This window comes from Lactobacillus taiwanensis (assembly GCF_017894345.1).
In the GTDB taxonomy this organism is placed as follows: Bacteria; Bacillota; Bacilli; order Lactobacillales; family Lactobacillaceae; genus Lactobacillus; species Lactobacillus taiwanensis.
Genome location: NZ_CP059276.1, coordinates 506000 through 524153 on the forward strand (window position 1 = coordinate 506000; position 18154 = coordinate 524153).

Annotated in this window: 12 protein-coding genes, 4 tRNA genes, 3 rRNA genes, 1 riboswitch and 1 other annotated feature; of the genes, 15 read left to right on the forward strand and 4 right to left on the reverse strand. The window is 38.2% G+C overall.

Features of this window, described 5'->3' with window-relative positions:
* Window positions 1-15: 15 nt before the first annotated feature.
* A complete protein-coding gene (locus H1A07_RS02405) occupies window positions 16-1398 on the reverse strand; it encodes a glycerophosphodiester phosphodiesterase (RefSeq protein WP_210145250.1) in 1383 nt (460 codons plus the stop codon).
* A gap of 99 nt (window positions 1399-1497) precedes the next feature.
* Between H1A07_RS02405 and H1A07_RS02410 the strand changes: the two genes are divergently transcribed.
* From H1A07_RS02410 to H1A07_RS02430, 5 genes are read left to right on the forward strand one after another with little or no spacing between them, the layout of a single operon-like run.
* A complete protein-coding gene (locus H1A07_RS02410) occupies window positions 1498-1824 on the forward strand; it encodes a hypothetical protein (protein ID WP_057718363.1) in 327 nt (108 codons plus the stop codon).
* A gap of 17 nt (window positions 1825-1841) precedes the next feature.
* Window positions 1842-3230: a bifunctional metallophosphatase/5'-nucleotidase gene (locus H1A07_RS02415; protein ID WP_210145251.1), complete on the forward strand. Its 1389-nt coding sequence runs from the start codon at window positions 1842-1844 to the stop codon at window positions 3228-3230.
* Window positions 3220-3765, forward strand: a complete 546-nt coding sequence (locus H1A07_RS02420; RefSeq protein ID WP_153939569.1) for a YutD family protein — start codon at window positions 3220-3222, stop codon at window positions 3763-3765. Before H1A07_RS02415 ends, H1A07_RS02420 begins: the two co-directional genes overlap by 11 nt.
* Window positions 3766-3767: 2 nt before the next feature.
* Entirely contained in the window at window positions 3768-4550 is a 783-nt protein-coding gene (locus tag H1A07_RS02425; protein ID WP_210145252.1) for a TIGR01457 family HAD-type hydrolase, read from the forward strand.
* On the forward strand, window positions 4547-5155 hold the full coding sequence (locus H1A07_RS02430; RefSeq protein ID WP_210145253.1) for a TIGR01906 family membrane protein: 609 nt from the start codon (window positions 4547-4549) through the stop codon (window positions 5153-5155). The genes H1A07_RS02425 and H1A07_RS02430 overlap by 4 nt, the downstream gene beginning before the upstream one ends.
* 7 nt (window positions 5156-5162) lie before the next feature.
* On the opposite strand, the gene H1A07_RS02435 is transcribed toward H1A07_RS02430, so the two are convergent.
* Both H1A07_RS02435 and H1A07_RS02440 read right to left on the reverse strand, forming a co-directional pair.
* Window positions 5163-5813 carry a VTT domain-containing protein gene (locus tag H1A07_RS02435; protein ID WP_057718368.1) on the reverse strand — a complete coding sequence of 217 codons (651 nt, stop codon included), beginning with the start codon at window positions 5811-5813 and terminating at the stop codon, window positions 5163-5165.
* A 26-nt stretch (window positions 5814-5839) separates the two neighbouring features.
* Window positions 5840-6796: an NAD(P)/FAD-dependent oxidoreductase gene (locus H1A07_RS02440; RefSeq protein WP_210145254.1), complete on the reverse strand. Its 957-nt coding sequence runs from the start codon at window positions 6794-6796 to the stop codon at window positions 5840-5842.
* Window positions 6797-6891: 95 nt separating this feature from the next.
* Here H1A07_RS02440 and H1A07_RS02445 point away from each other — a divergent pair, with 95 nt between their 5' ends.
* The 9 genes from H1A07_RS02445 to metK all read left to right on the forward strand — a co-directional run bounded on the left by H1A07_RS02445 (window position 6892) and on the right by metK (window position 14506).
* A complete protein-coding gene (locus H1A07_RS02445; RefSeq protein WP_057718370.1) occupies window positions 6892-7257 on the forward strand; it encodes a CvfD/Ygs/GSP13 family RNA-binding post-transcriptional regulator in 366 nt (121 codons plus the stop codon).
* Window positions 7258-7793: 536 nt separating this feature from the next.
* Window positions 7794-9366 (forward strand): 16S ribosomal RNA (locus H1A07_RS02450).
* A 219-nt stretch (window positions 9367-9585) separates the two neighbouring features.
* Window positions 9586-12488: ribosomal RNA gene (locus H1A07_RS02455) — 23S ribosomal RNA — on the forward strand.
* A 61-nt stretch (window positions 12489-12549) separates the two neighbouring features.
* Window positions 12550-12666 (forward strand): 5S ribosomal RNA (gene rrf, locus H1A07_RS02460).
* Together the 16S, 23S and 5S rRNA genes with 4 tRNA genes alongside form the textbook arrangement of a ribosomal RNA operon.
* Before the next feature lie 13 nt (window positions 12667-12679).
* Window positions 12680-12752, forward strand: a tRNA-Asn gene (locus tag H1A07_RS02465).
* A 22-nt stretch (window positions 12753-12774) separates the two neighbouring features.
* A tRNA-Ser gene (locus H1A07_RS02470) sits at window positions 12775-12864 on the forward strand.
* A gap of 117 nt (window positions 12865-12981) precedes the next feature.
* A tRNA-Glu gene (locus H1A07_RS02475) sits at window positions 12982-13053 on the forward strand.
* A gap of 23 nt (window positions 13054-13076) precedes the next feature.
* Window positions 13077-13149, forward strand: a tRNA-Val gene (locus H1A07_RS02480).
* Between the two features lie 77 nt (window positions 13150-13226).
* Window positions 13227-13300, forward strand: a riboswitch (SMK box riboswitch).
* The gene (metK, locus tag H1A07_RS02485; RefSeq protein WP_210145255.1) at window positions 13298-14506 is read left to right on the forward strand and encodes a methionine adenosyltransferase; all 1209 of its coding nucleotides are present in this window, start codon (window positions 13298-13300) and stop codon (window positions 14504-14506) included. (Overlaps the previous riboswitch by 3 nt.)
* A gap of 216 nt (window positions 14507-14722) precedes the next feature.
* Here metK and H1A07_RS02490 read toward each other — a convergent pair whose 3' ends face one another.
* Window positions 14723-15433 carry a phosphatase PAP2 family protein gene (locus tag H1A07_RS02490; RefSeq protein WP_210145256.1) on the reverse strand — a complete coding sequence of 237 codons (711 nt, stop codon included), beginning with the start codon at window positions 15431-15433 and terminating at the stop codon, window positions 14723-14725.
* Window positions 15434-15632 (forward strand) — a binding site (T-box leader).
* A gap of 44 nt (window positions 15633-15676) precedes the next feature.
* On the opposite strand from H1A07_RS02490, the gene leuS reads away from it, so the two are divergent.
* A complete protein-coding gene (gene leuS / locus H1A07_RS02495; protein WP_210145257.1) occupies window positions 15677-18091 on the forward strand; it encodes a leucine--tRNA ligase in 2415 nt (804 codons plus the stop codon).
* Window positions 18092-18154: the final 63 nt, after the last annotated feature.

Sequence of the window (18154 nt, forward strand, 5' to 3'; positions counted from 1 at the left end):
GTACTCCTTTAATTTTTATCTCTGATTAAATATTACAGCATTTACATCAGAATAAGTCGACCAAAAACTTTTAATCGGAACTTTTTCTACGGGTAAGTAAGGAAACAGGGCGATATTTGTTTGACGATAGGCGGGATCAAGTCGCTTATAGTTCTTGTGGGCAAATGATTTTTTGTCAAATAAGCCATAGTACAGAATCTTTGATGACTTAATCCAGCCATTATCAGTCAAAAGCCATAATTCCTTAACACCCCCACTTACACCCAAAATTCGATAGTGTTTTCGTGGTAAAAGCTGACCTTTTTTACCAGATTGCTTATCAGGTTTATTATAGGTGAAAATTGGATTTTGAGTAGGATTAATAATACTTAAATTCCAATAAGGTAAAATCCACTCAGGTTGTAAGTCTAAACTAACTAAGTCTGCAGGTACAAATTCTTTATCACCAATTTGATAGAATGTTTGCTCAGAAGTAATAACAGCTGAAGAAACATGAACTGGTTCTAAGAATTTGAGCTCTTTTGAAGTTTTGACGCTTAGATATGGATTTTCACTAATAGTAATTGGAAGACGACCAAAGTACATCCCATCTTTGTTGACGTCATATTTCTTAGTACCACTTTTGGCTAGCTTATACTTGTATCCTAGGGCTGGGAAGTTAGTTACAACAGCATCAATGTCATTATTAATTAGCCAATTCCAGAGTTTGGGTGATTCATTCATTTCTGCCCAGACAAAAACTTTTTGATGCAAGGCATGAAGTTGACTAATAAGTTTAGGATTTTGAGTAATTAGATCAGAGGAGATATTAATACCGTTGACATAACTCAATATCTCAAAGTTAATTCTTTTTAATGATCCTACAATAAAAATTCTTGGAACATCTGGTAAAAGTTCATTCATAGTTTTTAGACTAGAAGCAGAAAAACTGTGAATCATAACTCGATCTTGCATATGATATTTTTTGATACTTGCGGCAAGGAGCTCTTCCATATTTTTAGGGCTGTTATGTTTGGTCTTTTTTGTTTCAATAAGAAACTTAGTCTTAGGTTTATCTTTATAGTAGTCAAATAACTGATCTAAGGAGATAATTGATTCACCATTAGCTTGTTTTAAGGTGTTTAAATAGGAGAAATTGTTTTGTGATACAATAACCGATGATCCAACAACTCGGCTTAAGTCGCGATCATGAGAAACAACTAAAGTATTATCTTTAGAAACGTGCAGGTCTAGTTCTACATAGTCCGCTCCATCGTCAAAAGCTGAGTCATCACTTTGAATGGTTTCTTCAGGATATTTGCTAGGATTGCCGCGATGTCCAATAACAAGAAATCCCGATTCAAAAATAAAAATCAAACTAAAAAAAAGGGCTAAAAAAGAAAGCCTGCTTGTTTTCATGTGTACACCTCTATTCTTTTTAACAATAGCATGGATGTGTACTTTTTTCTATAATTAATATAGTAGTTAATAATGATTTTAAGAAAGTAGATGCTAAAGATGGCTTATGAGCAATTAGATTTAATCGAAGAAGTTACTCGAAATGATGGATCTAAATACTATGAAATTTCAAATATTGATCAAAATGGAATTGCTGAACTGGCCGTAGACCGAGGATTAATAAAGAAAGTGCGGATACTTCAGCTGAATTTGGCTAGAACTAAGGCTCTTCAATTATACGAAGAATATATTAATGAAACTTATCAACTAGAAACCTTAACTAATGAAGATGACTGGAAGGATCCACAATGGGTAGAATGGGATAAGCCAAAAGGAAAAGTTTTAGATGCTTTTAAAGCTGTATTAAAAGCCAATCATATTGGTTAGAAAGAAAAAGGTAGAGTATGGAAAAACTACGTATTGTTCATACAAATGATCTACATTCTCATTTCGAACAATTTCCTAAAATAAAAAGGTATTTATACCAAGCACAAAATGATAAAAGTGTCGATCAAACTTTTACTTTTGATGCTGGAGATTTTATGGATCGCTCCCATCCCTTGTCAGACGCAACGGAGGGAGAAGCAAATATCGAATTAATGAATGAATTTAATTATGATGCAATTACTATTGGAAATAATGAAGGAATTTCTAATTCGCATGCTGTATTAGAAAAATTATTTGATAATGCGAATTTTCCAGTTATTTTGGCAAATTTACGTGAAGAAGACGAAAGTATACCTAAATGGTGTACTCCATATAAAATTTTTAAAACTAAAAAGAATACTAGAATTGCAGTTGTAGGGCTAACGGCTGCTTATCCAATGACTTATGGCCCAAACCATTGGCATATAAAATTGATTTCTAATACTTTAGATGATTTGCTTCCTAAAATAAAAGGTGAATATGACATGTTAATAGTAGTTAGTCATATTGGGTTAAGAGTAGATAAATATATAGCACATAATTATCCAGAAGTAGATTTAATTGTTGGTGGACATAGTCATGATTATTTACCAAAAGGTGAAAAAGTAAATCATACTTGGATTACACAAACAGGTAAATGGGGACAGCATATTGGCGATATTAGCATTGAATTAAATGATGATCATCAAGTAGTATCAATCAAGCCTAATACTGTTTCTACAGAGGATTTACCAACTTTAGCTTCTGATAAAAAGCAAATCTTAGCTTGGCGTCAAAAAGGTGAGGAAATGCTAAATGCCCGTCAAATTGCTGATTTACCGGCTAAATTTAATAATGATAAAATGGCAGCCATTCAGGTTTCACTTGATGCAATTAGTGATTTTGCTGGAACTGATGTCGCAGTTTTAAATAGTGGCTTATTTTTAAAACCATTTTACCAAGGAATTTTGACTGAGGCAGACTTACAAGCAGCTTTACCTCATCCAATGCATGTAGTTCAAACTAAATTATTTGGAAAAGATGTTTGGCGGATGGTTATGGAAATGGAAAAGAATCGGCATTTTTTAAGTAAATTTGCTCTTAAAGGGATGAGTTTTAGAGGAAAAATATTTGGTGATCTCGTATATAAGGGGATTCAAGTAGATCATGAGAGTAGGACTGTTTACATTAACGGAAAAGAGATTGATCCTGAAAAAGAATATACCTTAGCTTTACTTGATCATTATGTTTTGATTCCATTTTTCCCTACAATTTCAATTATGGGGAAGAATAAATTTTTATTTCCTAATTATTTAAGGACTGTAATTGGAAATTATTTGAAAAGGAAATATCCAATAAGCAATAGAGAGAAAAATAATGGAGTATAAAGAAGAAAATAAAGAATCAACGCTTTATCATCCTTTAGCTCATGTAATTATTAATGAAGATTTTGTAATGATTAACGGGCGAAAGTATGAAATTATAGCTAATATAAAAGATGCGCTAGATATTGATATGCTAAAAGAAAAGTACGATCCGTACCTTGATCAATATGATTATTTGGTTGGAGACGTATCAAGTGAGCATTTAAGATTAAAAGGATTTTATGATGAAAATGATCGGGTTGCAATAGATAAAAAAGCCAATGCAATTGTTGATTATTTAGAAGAATATTGTAATCCTGGCAGCGCGTATTTTGTTTTACGATTGGCTCAAGAAAATAAAATAAAGAAAGTCGCTTTTGGTAGACAAAATAAGAGAAAGAATATATCCAATAATCGTTATCGTAGCAAACGTCCATATTTTAAAGAAAGTCGCGTGCATAAGACAAGAATTGGTGGTCATAAAACAGCTGTAAAATATCAACGTGGAAGTGGACAACATAAAAATAAAGGCTTTGTAATTAAGAAGAGAAAGGGCTAATTGTGGAACATAAAGATTATAAATGTTACTTAATAGATTTAGATGGAACAATTTATCGCGGAAGCGATACGATTGAAAGTGGTGTTAGATTTATTCACCGCTTGCAAGAGAAAAATATCCCACATTTATTTTTAACTAATAATTCAACTCGTACACCGCAAATGGTAGTTGATAAACTTCGTGGACATGGAGTTAATACTGATATTTATCATATTTATACGCCGGTTTTGGCAACTGAATCGTTTTTGCTTGCACAAAATCCTGGTGCTGCTAAAATTCCAGTTTACATTATTGGTCAGATTGGACTAGTTCAAGGATTACTTAAAAATGAGCGTTTTTATTATGATGATCGTAATCCTAAATATGTAATTGTTGGAATGGATACTGACTTAACCTATCATAAAATTCGTGTTGCAACTCGTTCAATTCGAGGTGGTGCAACTTTTATTGGGACAAATGCTGATAAGAATTTACCTTCTGGGGATGAATTATTACCTGGAAATGGCGCACTTTGTACAATGATTGAAGTTGCTACAGGAGTTAAACCAACTTATATTGGAAAACCATCTTCAATTATTGTATCGAGTGCTCTAAAAATGTTAAATGCTCAAAGCCAAGATGCTATTTTAGTTGGAGATAACTATGATACTGATATAATGGCTGGGATTAATTGCGGGATTGATTCATTATTAACAATGACTGGAGTTACTACTAAAGAGCAGCTTGATGAAAAAGATAAACAACCAACTTATGTAGTTGAGAATCTAGATGAGTGGGAACTATGAAAAGAAAACCAATCGTTGCAATTATTTATAACTTTTTGATGGCGTTAGCTACGGCTACTTTAGGCGCATTAGTTTTGAGCTGGCCACTTTTAGCAGTTTTTGTGAAAGTTCAAAAAACAAATGTGTTAGTAAAAACTTCAATTGGAACAGTAATGAAAAACTATACTCAATTGTTAGATTACTTATTATCGCCTTTTAAAGAAAATCTCCGCATGTCTGATTTTCCAACTTCAGCCAGTGCAGCACGTCATTTTTATGAATGTAAATTACTGTTTGAATTAGCAATAATTGTTTTTATAATTGGGTTAGTTATTCTTATTTTCTTAAAAATGAGAAAGCGATTTAATTATATTTACCTTTCAAGAACAACTGCTTTGATTTTTATGATTTTACCAGTAATTGTTTTACCTTTTGCTTTAATGAATTTTGATGAATTCTTTATTTCATTTCATCACTTATTATTTAATAATAGTGACTGGCTATTTAATCCAACAACTGATCCGATTATCAATGTCTTAACAGAAGAATTCTTTGCTGGTTGTTTTGCAATTGGTGGAATAATCTATGAATTATATTTTTCTTGTTTTATTTTGGCAAAAAAATAAAGGAGCTTTAACGAAGCTCCTTTTTTAATACCATCTTTTTCTTTAACCAGATAATTAAGACCGGCAGTACTGAAATTAAAATGATTGCGATTACGATTAATGAAAAATGCTCTTGGACAACTGGGATATTTCCAAAGAAAAATCCAAGAGCAGAGAATAAGGTTACCCAGAGAAAACCACCGATGAAGTTATAGATAATGAAGGTTCTATAATGCATCTTACTTGCACCGGATACGAATGGAACAAATGTACGAATAAATGGAATGAATCTACCAATTACAATTGTGATACCGCCGTGTCGATCAAAGAAGTTTTCTGCAGCTTTTCGCTTGTCTTGATTAATCAATTTATTAAACCAGCTGTGTTTTGCTCCTTCGGCTTGTGACCAATGACCAATTTCATAGTTAATTGTGTCGCCTAAAACAGCAGCAGCAATAAAGACTAGATAGCAGACCCAGAAATGGAGATTATATTTTGGGGTTGCGGCCATGGCACAGCAAGCAAAGATAAGTGAATCTCCCGGTAAAAATGGAAAAATAACTAAACCTGTTTCAATGAAGATAATTGCAAATAAGATTAAATAGGTCCAGTTGCCAAACATATTTACAATGGTAACTAAGTGGTCATCAATATGTAGAATAAAATCAATAAGTCCCATAAATATAAATTTTTTCCTTTCAAAAATTAGATACTAGTAGAATGAAAAGTCATTGTTTTCTCTGGAAATAGGTTTTGCATAATGCTGCTAATTGCAATTTGTGCTTCACCAAAACCTAAAGCAATCATTGGTACTCTTCCAGGATACGTGATTGCATCACCAACTGCGTAAACATTTGGAAGATTTGTATGCATCTGCTGTGAAACAGAGATTAGATTATTTTCTAGTTTAATACCCCATTTACGCAACTGGCGATTATCACTATTAAATCCATATGCAACTAAAATTTCATCAATATCTTTAGTAATAAATTCATCACTATTACCAACTTTATGCAAAACCAATTCCATTTTATTATCAATTAAGTGAAGATCCTTTGGAAGGTAAGGCGTTAAAAGTTCAACATTTTTTAAACTTTTAAGTTTGGTAACTGAGCTTTCAAGTCCACGAAATTCATTTCTACGATGTATTAGAAATACATCTGACATAGTTGATAATTCTAAGGCCCAGTCAAGTGCTGAATCGCCTCCGCCTAGAATTGCGACTTTTTTATTAGCAAAAACTTCGGGATGTGGCATTGAATAATGAATATGTGATTTTTCATTAGCATTTATAGCTAAAGGGAGAGTCTTAGGTTTAAAAGCACCAAGACCAGTAGCAATTAGTAAACTCTTAACCTGGTATGCATTGTCAATTAAGATACTATTATCGTCTGAAAATGAGATATTTTTTACTTTGTGAGAAAGTAAAAAGTTAGTTTTAGTATTTTGCTTAAGTAGATTAGATACCAGTTTTTTCCCTTTAATAGAAGAAAAGGCAGGTACATCTTTAATTTCTTTTTGCGGATAAAGCATATTGATTTGTCCACCGACTTCGTCTAAAGCGTCAAAAGAAATTGTTTTTAAACCATGTAAATTAGCAAAGGAAGCAGCAAAAAGTCCAATGGGACCAGCTCCGATGATTGCTAGATCATATTTTTCCATTAAAAACTCCTCCATCAAAATTAATCATAGAAGTCATGTCTTTAGCGTTAATTAAAAAGACGGTTATAATTAATATTAGTAAGGGATGAGATAGTATGCAAGTTAAAATTGGTGACATAGTTGAAGGAAAGATTAGTGGGATACGGCAGTATGGGATATTTGTGAGATTAGATAGTAAGAGAGAGGGTTTAATACACATTTCTGAAATTCATGGAGGTTACGTAAAAGATATAGGAAGAGAATATCAAGTTGGAGAAACTATAAAGGTGCAAGTGCTTGATATCGATCCGTATTCTAATCAAATTAGTTTATCTAGACGTGCAGTTTTGCCAGAAGTAAAGGAAGCAAGAAAAAAGAGAGTACATTTTTGGACCTCTAAACGTGTAAAAAATGGATTTTCTCCATTAAAAGAAGTATTAAATAATCAGATTAAAGAAGCTAAAGAAAGATATTCAATTTAGAAAAAATAAAAAGAGATGAAGGCTGTGTTAAGTAAATATGCTTAACGCAGTTTTATATATATCCGAATTTTCATTATAGACAGTAGGCTTAAACAAAAAATATTAAGGATAAAACCAGATAATAATAGATAAATAAATAATTAATATTCGAGAATGCATTTTTTCTTAAAAAACTTGTTGACGAAAAGTAAAAAAGCCTGTAAAGTAATACATGCTGTTTGAGGCAAGCGAAAAGAGCGAATAAAAAAGTTCAAAAAAAGCTTGCCAAAGCGAGCGAAAGATGATAATATTATAAAGCTGTCATTTGAGAGAGATGAGAAAATTAAAAAGGCTCTTGTCAAAACTCAAAAGACATGATATAATATAAAAGTTGTCACGAGACAACGGTAGTACCTTGAAAACTGAACAAAGTTTCGCTGAAAGTGTGCGGGATATAAAAATCCCAAACAAAAGCGAAGTCAATTCGCAAGCAATAAATTTGAGATAACTCAAAGAAAGTTTTAGAGCTAAACGATAAAAAGCTCATTTTCAAAAAGGAAAATGAGAGTTTGATCCTGGCTCAGGACGAACGCTGGCGGCGTGCCTAATACATGCAAGTCGAGCGAGCTTGCCTAGATGATTTTAGTGCTTGCACTAAATGAAACTAGATACAAGCGAGCGGCGGACGGGTGAGTAACACGTGGGTAACCTGCCCAAGAGACTGGGATAACACCTGGAAACAGATGCTAATACCGGATAACAACACTAGACGCATGTCTAGAGTTTAAAAGATGGTTCTGCTATCACTCTTGGATGGACCTGCGGTGCATTAGCTAGTTGGTAAGGTAACGGCTTACCAAGGCAATGATGCATAGCCGAGTTGAGAGACTGATCGGCCACATTGGGACTGAGACACGGCCCAAACTCCTACGGGAGGCAGCAGTAGGGAATCTTCCACAATGGACGCAAGTCTGATGGAGCAACGCCGCGTGAGTGAAGAAGGGTTTCGGCTCGTAAAGCTCTGTTGGTAGTGAAGAAAGATAGAGGTAGTAACTGGCCTTTATTTGACGGTAATTACCTAGAAAGTCACGGCTAACTACGTGCCAGCAGCCGCGGTAATACGTAGGTGGCAAGCGTTGTCCGGATTTATTGGGCGTAAAGCGAGTGCAGGCGGTTCAATAAGTCTGATGTGAAAGCCTTCGGCTCAACCGGAGAATTGCATCAGAAACTGTTGAACTTGAGTGCAGAAGAGGAGAGTGGAACTCCATGTGTAGCGGTGGAATGCGTAGATATATGGAAGAACACCAGTGGCGAAGGCGGCTCTCTGGTCTGCAACTGACGCTGAGGCTCGAAAGCATGGGTAGCGAACAGGATTAGATACCCTGGTAGTCCATGCCGTAAACGATGAGTGCTAAGTGTTGGGAGGTTTCCGCCTCTCAGTGCTGCAGCTAACGCATTAAGCACTCCGCCTGGGGAGTACGACCGCAAGGTTGAAACTCAAAGGAATTGACGGGGGCCCGCACAAGCGGTGGAGCATGTGGTTTAATTCGAAGCAACGCGAAGAACCTTACCAGGTCTTGACATCCAGTGCAAACCTAAGAGATTAGGTGTTCCCTTCGGGGACGCTGAGACAGGTGGTGCATGGCTGTCGTCAGCTCGTGTCGTGAGATGTTGGGTTAAGTCCCGCAACGAGCGCAACCCTTGTCATTAGTTGCCATCATTAAGTTGGGCACTCTAATGAGACTGCCGGTGACAAACCGGAGGAAGGTGGGGATGACGTCAAGTCATCATGCCCCTTATGACCTGGGCTACACACGTGCTACAATGGACGATACAACGAGAAGCGAACCTGCGAAGGCAAGCGGATCTCTTAAAGCCGTTCTCAGTTCGGACTGTAGGCTGCAACTCGCCTACACGAAGCTGGAATCGCTAGTAATCGCGGATCAGCACGCCGCGGTGAATACGTTCCCGGGCCTTGTACACACCGCCCGTCACACCATGAGAGTCTGTAACACCCAAAGCCGGTGGGATAACCTTTATAGGAGTCAGCCGTCTAAGGTAGGACAGATGATTAGGGTGAAGTCGTAACAAGGTAGCCGTAGGAGAACCTGCGGCTGGATCACCTCCTTTCTAAGGAAGGCGAAAGATGATGGAGAGTGCGAGAGCACTAAGAGAAGTCATCGAGAAAGCCAAGCGGAAGCACACTGAGAAACTTTGTTTAGTTTTGAGGGTAATACCTCAAGAGTTAGTACATTGAAAACTGAATATAATCTAAAGCAAAAAACCGAGACAATCGAAGAAAACAGATTGAAGAGCGACCGAGAAGAGAGAGAAACTCAACTTGAAATAGGTCAAGTAGAAAAGGGCGCATGGTGAATGCCTAGGCACTAGAAGCCGATGAAGGACGTGACGAACCACGAAAGGCTTCGGGGAGCAGTAAGTAAGCAGTGATCCGGAGATATCCGAATGGGGGAACCCAATACCGAGAGGTATTATCATTAGCTGTTAAGGCTAATGAAGGAAGACGCAGTGAACTGAAACATCTAAGTAGCTGCAGGAAGAGAAAGAAAAATCGATTTCCCAAGTAGCGGCGAGCGAACAGGAAAGAGCCCAAACCAGCTGGCTTGCCAGTTGGGGTAGTAGGACTGCGATATAGTACTTGAAGTGATAGCAGAATTATCTGGAAAGATAAGCCAGAGAGGGTGAAAGCCCCGTAAGCGAAATTGCAGAGAGACTTAGCAGGATCCTGAGTAGGTCGGGACACGAGGAATCCCGATTGAAACCGCGAGGACCATCTCGCAAGGCTAAATACTAACTAGTGACCGATAGTGAACCAGTACCGTGAGGGAAAGGTGAAAAGAACCCCGGAAGGGGAGTGAAAAAGAACCTGAAACCGTGTGCCTACAAGTAGTCAGAGCACATTAAAGTGTAATGGCGTGCCTTTTGTAGAATGAACCGGCGAGTTACGTTATGGTGCAAGGTTAAGTCAGAAAAGACGGAGCCGGAGCGAAAGCGAGTCTGAAGAGGGCGAAAGAGTATCATGACGTAGACCCGAAACCAAGTGACCTACCCATGACCAGGTTGAAGGCGTGGTAAAACACGCTGGAGGACCGAACCCACGTGAGTTAAAAATCGCGGGGATGAGTTGTGGGTAGCGGTGAAATTCCAAACGAACTTGGAGATAGCTGGTTCTCTCCGAAATAGCTTTAGGGCTAGCCTCGTGTGAATGATAATGGAGGTAGAGCGCTGTTTGGACTAGGGGCCCGTCAGGGGTTACTGAATCCAGATAAACTCCGAATGCCAGATATCAATGCACGGGAGTCAGACTGCGAGTGATAAGATCCGTAGTCGAAAGGGAAACAGCCCAGATCACCAGTTAAGGTCCCCAAATCTATGCTAAGTGGAAAAGGATGTGGAGTTGCGTAGACAACTAGGATGTTGGCTTAGAAGCAGCCACCATTTAAAGAGTGCGTAATAGCTCACTAGTCGAGTGACGCTGCGCCGAAAATGTACCGGGGCTAAGCATAGTACCGAAACTGTGGATGCATATATTATATGCGTGGTAGGAGAGCGTTCTAAGTGCGGCGAAGTTAGATCGAGAGGACTAATGGAGCGCTTAGAAGTGAGAATGCCGGTATGAGTAGCGAAAGATAGGTGAGAATCCTATCCGCCGAAAGACTAAGGTTTCCTGGGGCAGGCTCGTCCGCCCAGGGTAAGTCGGGACCTAAGGTAAGGCCGAGAGGCGTAGCCGATGGACAACAGGTAGAGATTCCTGTACTGAAATTGTTCGATAAGAGCAAAGGAGGGACGCAGGAGGCTAATGACGCATGTTGCTGGAAATACATGTGCAAGCAGTAAGAAAAAAGATGAGTCAAATGCTTGTCTTTAGATTTCAAGCTGTGACGCGGAGCGAAATAAAAGTAGCGAAGGTCATGATGTCACACTGCCAAGAAAAGCTTCTAGCCAGAACAATTTTACCCGTACCGCAAACCGACACAGGTAGTCGAGTGGAGAACACTCAGGTGAGCGAGAGAACTCTCGTTAAGGAACTCGGCAAAATGACCCCGTAACTTCGGGAGAAGGGGTGCTGATAGTAAAATATCAGCCGCAGTGAATAGGCCCAAACAACTGTTTATCAAAAACACAGGTATCTGCAAAATCGTAAGATGACGTATAGGTGCTGACACCTGCCCGGTGCTGGAAGGTTAAGAGGAGAGCTTAGCGAAAGCGAAGGTTTGAATTGAAGCCCCAGTAAACGGCGGCCGTAACTATAACGGTCCTAAGGTAGCGAAATTCCTTGTCAGGTAAGTTCCGACCTGCACGAAAGGTGTAATGATTTGGGCACTGTCTCAACGAGAGACTCGGTGAAATTATAATACCCGTGAAGATGCGGGTTACCCGCGACAGGACGGAAAGACCCCATGGAGCTTTACTGTAGCTTGATATTGAGTATTTGTTAAACATGTACAGGATAGGTAGGAGCCAGAGAAAGTAGGACGCTAGTCTTACCGGAGGCAATGTTGGGATACTACCCTTGTTTGATGGATCCTCTAACTCACAGAGCTGAGCGTTCTGGAGGACAGTGTCAGGTGGGCAGTTTGACTGGGGCGGTCGCCTCCTAAAATGTAACGGAGGCGCCCAAAGGTTCCCTCAGAATGGTTGGAAATCATTCGCAGAGTGTAAAGGTATAAGGGAGCTTGACTGCGAGAGGTACACCTCGAGCAGGGACGAAAGTCGGGCTTAGTGATCTGGTGGTACTGCATGGAAAGGCCATCACTCAACGGATAAAAGCTACCCTGGGGATAACAGGCTTATCTCCCCCAAGAGTTCACATCGACGGGGAGGTTTGGCACCTCGATGTCGGCTCGTCGCATCCTGGGGCTGAAGTCGGTCCCAAGGGTTGGGCTGTTCGCCCATTAAAGCGGCACGCGAGCTGGGTTCAGAACGTCGTGAGACAGTTCGGTCCCTATCCGTCGTGGGCGTAGGAAATTTGAGAGGAGCTGTCCTTAGTACGAGAGGACCGGGATGGACATACCGCTGGTGTACCAGTTGTCTTGCCAAAGGCATCGCTGGGTAGCTATGTATGGAAGGGATAAGCGCTGAAAGCATCTAAGTGCGAAGCCCCCCTCAAGATGAGATTTCCGATGCGTAAGCAGTAAGACACCTTAAAGACGATGAGGTAGATAGGCTAGGAGTGGAAGCATAGTGATATGTGGAGCGGACTAGTACTAATCAGTCGAGCACTTGACCAAAGCTCAAAGGTTTAGAGCAGAAGATTATATTCAGTTTTGAGTGTAAAAGCTCAAGAAAGAGTACGGTGGCGATGGCAAGAAGGATACACCTGTTCCCATGCCGAACACAGAAGTTAAGCTTCTTAACGCCGAGAGTAGTTGGTGGGAAACTGCCTGCGAGGGTAGGTAGTCGCCGTGCTCTTTTTTAATATTCCGGCTTAGCTCAGTTGGTAGAGCACCTGACTGTTAATCAGGTTGTCGTCAGTTCGAGTCTGACAGCCGGAGTTTATGGCATTAATAAAATAATGGAGTGTTGTCCGAGTGGCTGAAGGAGCATGATTGGAAATCATGTATACGGGCTTTACCTGTATCGAGAGTTCGAATCTCTCACACTCCGTTGGTGAATATTTATCGCCATAATATGTATTTCATTTTTTGAGTAATTTTTTCAAAAAAGTACTTGTTTTTTGAAAAATATCTGGTATAGTAATATATGTGCTCAATTATGAGATCTGACCCGTTGGTCAAGTGGTTAAGACACCGCCCTTTCACGGCGGTAACATGAGTTCAAATCTCGTACGGGTCATTGCCATATTAAATATGGTTGTTGGAGGATTAGCTCAGCTGGGAGAGCATCTGCCTTACAAGCAGGAGGTCACAGGTTCGAGCCCTGTATCCTCCATCGTTCAGGGGGCTACCAAATATGGTAGTCCTTTTTTGTGTTTAAAATTGAACGAAATTTTATTGTTATATTGTTTATTCGGTTAAGGTCCCGAAAGGATTCGTTTTTAACAGCGAAGATGCCTTGTAACCGAAAGATGGGGGACTCTATGAAAAAAGAAAAACGTTTATTTACTTCAGAATCAGTTTCAGAAGGACATCCAGATAAAGTTGCTGATCAAATCTCTGATGCGATTTTAGATGCAATTTTGGCCAGGGATCCTAATGGACGAGTAGCCTGCGAAACTACTGTTACTACTGGTCTTGTTTTAGTAGTTGGAGAAATATCAACGTCTGCTTACGTTGATATTCAATCAGTAGTTAGAAAAACCATTTTAGAGATTGGTTATAATCGTCCAGAACTTGGTTTTGATGGAAATAACTGTGCTATTTTAGTTGATATTGATGAACAATCAAGTGATATAGCCGGTGGCGTTAATGAATCGCTTGAAACACGTGAAAATCATGAAGATAAAGATGATTTAGATAAAATTGGAGCTGGAGATCAAGGTCTAATGTTTGGGTTTGCCATTAAAGAAACTCCCGAACTAATGCCACTACCTATTTCTTTAGCGCACTCTTTAATGCGTCGCGTGTCTAGTCTTCGTAAAGAAGGACGTCTTGATTGGTTAAGACCAGATGCAAAAGCACAAGTGACTGTTGAATACGATGAGGAAAATAGGCCAAAACGCGTTGATACAGTTGTCATTTCTACTCAAACTGATGCAACAGTAACTAATGATGAAATTCGTGAGGCCATGATTGATATGGTTATTAAAAAAGTTATTCCATCTCAATATCTTGATGAGAGTACTAAGTTTTTGATCAATCCTTCAGGTCGTTTTGTTATCGGTGGGCCTAAAGGAGATTCAGGTTTAACTGGTCGTAAAATTATTGTTGATACTTATGGTGGATATGCTCGCCATGGTGGTGGTGCTTTCTCTGGGAAGGATTTAACTAAAGTTGACCGGAGTGCTAGTTATGCTGCTAGATATGTAGCCAAAAATATTGTTGCTGCAGATTTAGCTTATCAATGTGAAATTCAATTAGCTTACGCGATTGGAGTAGCTCACCCAGTTTCAATTATGGTTGATACTCATGGAACAAGTAAGGTAAGTGAAGATTTATTAGTTGAAGCAGTTCGAAATGTTTTTGATCTAAGACCAGCAGGTATTATCGAAATGTTGAACTTAAGACGTCCTATTTATCGTCAAACGGCTGCTTATGGCCATTTTGGAAGAACTGATGTTGATTTACCTTGGGAACATACAGATAAGGTAGAAGCGCTAAAAAATTATGTGAGTGAACATGTAAAATAAAAGTAATACTAAATATGTTACTCATTTTAGTAGCCGCAGACTTAGCTTTAATTTTAGTACCAATTTATACGTCTTTTTGGGTATTTTGCTTCAAAGTCGGTGTATGTTGTCTCTTTAATCGTCATCATTCTATCTTTATTACTTAATCAACTATACAAACAGAAAAAAATGTATACGAAAAAAGCTAACTGAGAATTTTGATCTCAGTTAGCTTTTTTATTCATATTTTTTGTTTAAGTATAGATGGTATAAAACTGAAAAACCCAGTAAAACAAAAGTCGTTCCTTCTAGCCACCCGCCAACAACATCAGAAGGGTAATGAACGTGACAGAAAATTCTAGTGTACCCAATAAAAAGCGGGAAGAGAGCCCAAATAATAATTAATATAGTTTGCCAAAACTTACTTTTAACTAATAAAATAGTTAGCACAATTAGAATGCCGAAGAATGTGGCGCTTCCTACAGAGTGTCCTGATGGGAAACTATAGCCATCGGCATAAACTAAGTGATGGACTAAAGGTCGATGTCGTTCAACTGCATGCTTAGTAATCCAGTTATATCCATTAGCACAAATCATTAATCCTGCCGTAAAAAAAGCGTAAGCAAACTTTTTAGCGAATAATAATCCGATGAATAATACGATTGTTGCTACTGTTAAGGTACTAGTATTGCCAATTACTGTTAACTTAGTTGCAATTGCTATATTAGTTGCATTGTTATTAGAAACTAGATCAATAATAGTTTTATCAAAAGATTGGATAAATGAAGTTTGATTAATAACTAAAAGTGCCCAGATTACATAGAGAATTAAAAAAATAAATCCCGGAATTAGGGTATCATGGATGGTTAAATTATTATGTTTCTTTTTCAAAAATATTTCTCCTCTTGTAATTTCTAGTAGATGTGGTAAATTATAATCATTATCCATAAAAAAATAAAGACTAGGGAGTAGTAGCAAGTGATGGTTGTTATTAGAGATGAGCTGGTTGGTGCAAAGCTTAACAATTGTCTTGTGAACTTGCCCTTATAGATAAAGTCTATCGTTTGCTTTCCGCGTTAAGGGGCAGGAGTGTCGCACAATATGTGTGGAACTTAGGTGGTAACGCGAAATGAACTTCGTCCTATGATTTTATGATCATAGGGCGTTTTTTAGTTTTAAGGAGAGATTTAATTGTATAATCACAAGACTGTAGAGAGAAAATGGCAAAAATACTGGGCAGAGCATGATACTTTTAAAACAGGAAATGATCCTAAAAAGAAAAATTATTATGCTCTAGATATGTTTCCATTCCCATCTGGTAAAGGATTACACGTGGGTCATCCAGAAGGTTATACTGCAACCGATATTATGTCTAGAATGAAGCGGGCTCAAGGATATAATGTCCTTCATCCAATGGGCTGGGATGCTTTTGGTTTACCAACTGAACAATATGCTTTGAAGACTGGTGAAGATCCAGAAAAAGTTACTAAGGAAAATATTGCTAACTTCAAAAAACAACTCAATAAGTTAGGCTTTTCATATGATTGGGATCGTGAAGTTACAACGTCAGATCCAAATTATTATAAATGGACTCAGTGGGTTTTTGAACAGATGTATAAGAAGGGCTTAGCTTATGAAGCGGAGGTCCCTGTTAACTGGTCACCAGATTTGGGTACTGTGGTTGCTAATGAAGAAATAGTTGATGGTAAAACTGAACGTGGTGGTTACCCAGTTTATCGTCGTAATATGCGTCAATGGATGCTTAAAATGACTGCTTATGCAGATCGTCTGCTTGAGGATTTGGACGATTTAGATTGGCCAGAACCAGTTAAGGAGATGCAACGTAACTGGATTGGGCGCTCAGAAGGTGCACAAGTTACGTTTAAAGTTAAAGATAGCGATAAGACTTTCGATGTCTTTACCACGCGACCAGATACCCTATTTGGAGTAAGTTATACAGTTCTTGCCCCAGAAAGTAAATTAGTTCAAGAAATTACTACTCCTGAACAAAAAGAAGCAGTTGATGCTTATATTAAAAAGATTGAATCAAAGTCAGATCTTGAAAGAACCGATCTTAACAAAGATAAAACTGGTGTATTTACTGGTGCTTATGCAATTAACCCAGTAAATGGTAAGGAAGTACCAATTTGGATTTCCGATTATGTTTTAGCTAGTTACGGAACTGGTGCAGTGATGGCTGTACCAGCACATGATGATCGGGATTATGCTTTTGCAACTAAATTTAATTTACCAATTAACAGAGTAATTGAAGGCGGAAATTTAGAAAAAGAAGCCTTTACTGGAAATGGTAAGCATGTTAATTCCGAATTTTTAGACGGTTTAGATAATGAAGAAGCTAAGAAGAGAATAATTGAATGGCTTGAAAACCATCATGTAGGTCAAAAGAAGGTAAATTATAAGTTACGTGATTGGGATTTCTCTCGTCAACGCTACTGGGGTGAACCAATTCCAGTTATTCACTGGGAAGATGGTACTACTTCATTAGTACCTGAAGATGAATTACCACTTCGCTTGCCTCATGCAACTGACATTAAGCCATCTGGTACCCCGGAAAGTCCATTAGCTAATCTGACTGATTGGGTAAATGTTGTTGATAAGAACGGTAGAAAAGGTAGGCGTGAAACCAATACTATGCCTAACTGGGCTGGTTCAAGCTGGTACTACTTACGTTATGTTGATCCACATAATGATAAAGAATTAGCTGATTATGATTTACTTAAGAAGTGGCTTCCAGTTGATCTTTATATTGGTGGGGCAGAACACGCTGTTCGTCACCTTCTTTATGCAAGATTTTGGCACAAGGTTCTTTATGATCTAGGCGTTGTCCCAACTAAGGAGCCATTCCAAAAATTATACAACCAAGGCTTGATTTTAAAGAATCATGAAAAGATGTCTAAGTCTAAAGGAAATGTTGTTAACCCTGATGAAGTAATCGATGAATATGGTGCAGATTCACTTAGAATGTATGAAATGTTCATGGGACCATTAGATGCGTCAATTGATTGGGATGACAACGGTCCAGCATCTACTAAGAAGTTCTTAGATCGTGTATGGCGTCTATTTGTTAATGATCTTGATTTAAAGGCAATTCCACAAGAAAAGATTGTTAAAGAAAATGATGGCGAGCTTGATAAGGTTTATGCTGAAACAGTTAAGAAAGTTACTGAAGACTTTGAAGCTTTACACTTTAATACTGCAATCAGTCAAATGATGGTCTTTATGAATGCAGCTCAAAAAGCTAAGACTATTCCACGTGAATATGCAGAAGGTTTTGTTAAGCTTCTTGCACCAGTTGCTCCACACATGATGGAAGAAATTTGGTCAGTATTTGGTCATGATGAATCTATTGCATATGCTAAATGGCCAGAATATGATCCTACAAAATTAGTTGAATCAACAGTTGAAATTATGGTTCAAGTTAATGGTAAGCTTCGTGGTAAATTTAAGGCTGCTAAGGATAGTGATAAAGATACCTTAGAAAAAGAAGCTCTTGCTCTTGATCATGTTCAAAAATTCTTAGATGGAAAAGATGTCAAAAAAGTCATTGTTATTCCAAACAAGATTGTTAATATTGTTGCTAAGTAATTTAAGTTTTTCCTAAATAATTAATATTTGTAAATACAATTTACATTAATGAGTAATATATAA

Coding starts and splice junctions, on each gene's coding strand:
- H1A07_RS02405 (WP_210145250.1), bottom strand. CDS start 1,398: ATGAAAACAAGCAGGCTTTCTTTTTTAGCCCTTTTTTTTAGTTTGATT.
- H1A07_RS02410 (WP_057718363.1), top strand. CDS start 1,498: ATGGCTTATGAGCAATTAGATTTAATCGAAGAAGTTACTCGAAATGAT.
- H1A07_RS02415 (WP_210145251.1), top strand. CDS start 1,842: ATGGAAAAACTACGTATTGTTCATACAAATGATCTACATTCTCATTTC.
- H1A07_RS02420 (WP_153939569.1), top strand. CDS start 3,220: ATGGAGTATAAAGAAGAAAATAAAGAATCAACGCTTTATCATCCTTTA.
- H1A07_RS02430 (WP_210145253.1), top strand. CDS start 4,547: ATGAAAAGAAAACCAATCGTTGCAATTATTTATAACTTTTTGATGGCG.
- H1A07_RS02435 (WP_057718368.1), bottom strand. CDS start 5,813: ATGGGACTTATTGATTTTATTCTACATATTGATGACCACTTAGTTACC.
- H1A07_RS02440 (WP_210145254.1), bottom strand. CDS start 6,796: ATGGAAAAATATGATCTAGCAATCATCGGAGCTGGTCCCATTGGACTT.
- H1A07_RS02445 (WP_057718370.1), top strand. CDS start 6,892: ATGCAAGTTAAAATTGGTGACATAGTTGAAGGAAAGATTAGTGGGATA.
- metK (WP_210145255.1), top strand. CDS start 13,298: ATGAAAAAAGAAAAACGTTTATTTACTTCAGAATCAGTTTCAGAAGGA.
- H1A07_RS02490 (WP_210145256.1), bottom strand. CDS start 15,433: ATGGATAATGATTATAATTTACCACATCTACTAGAAATTACAAGAGGA.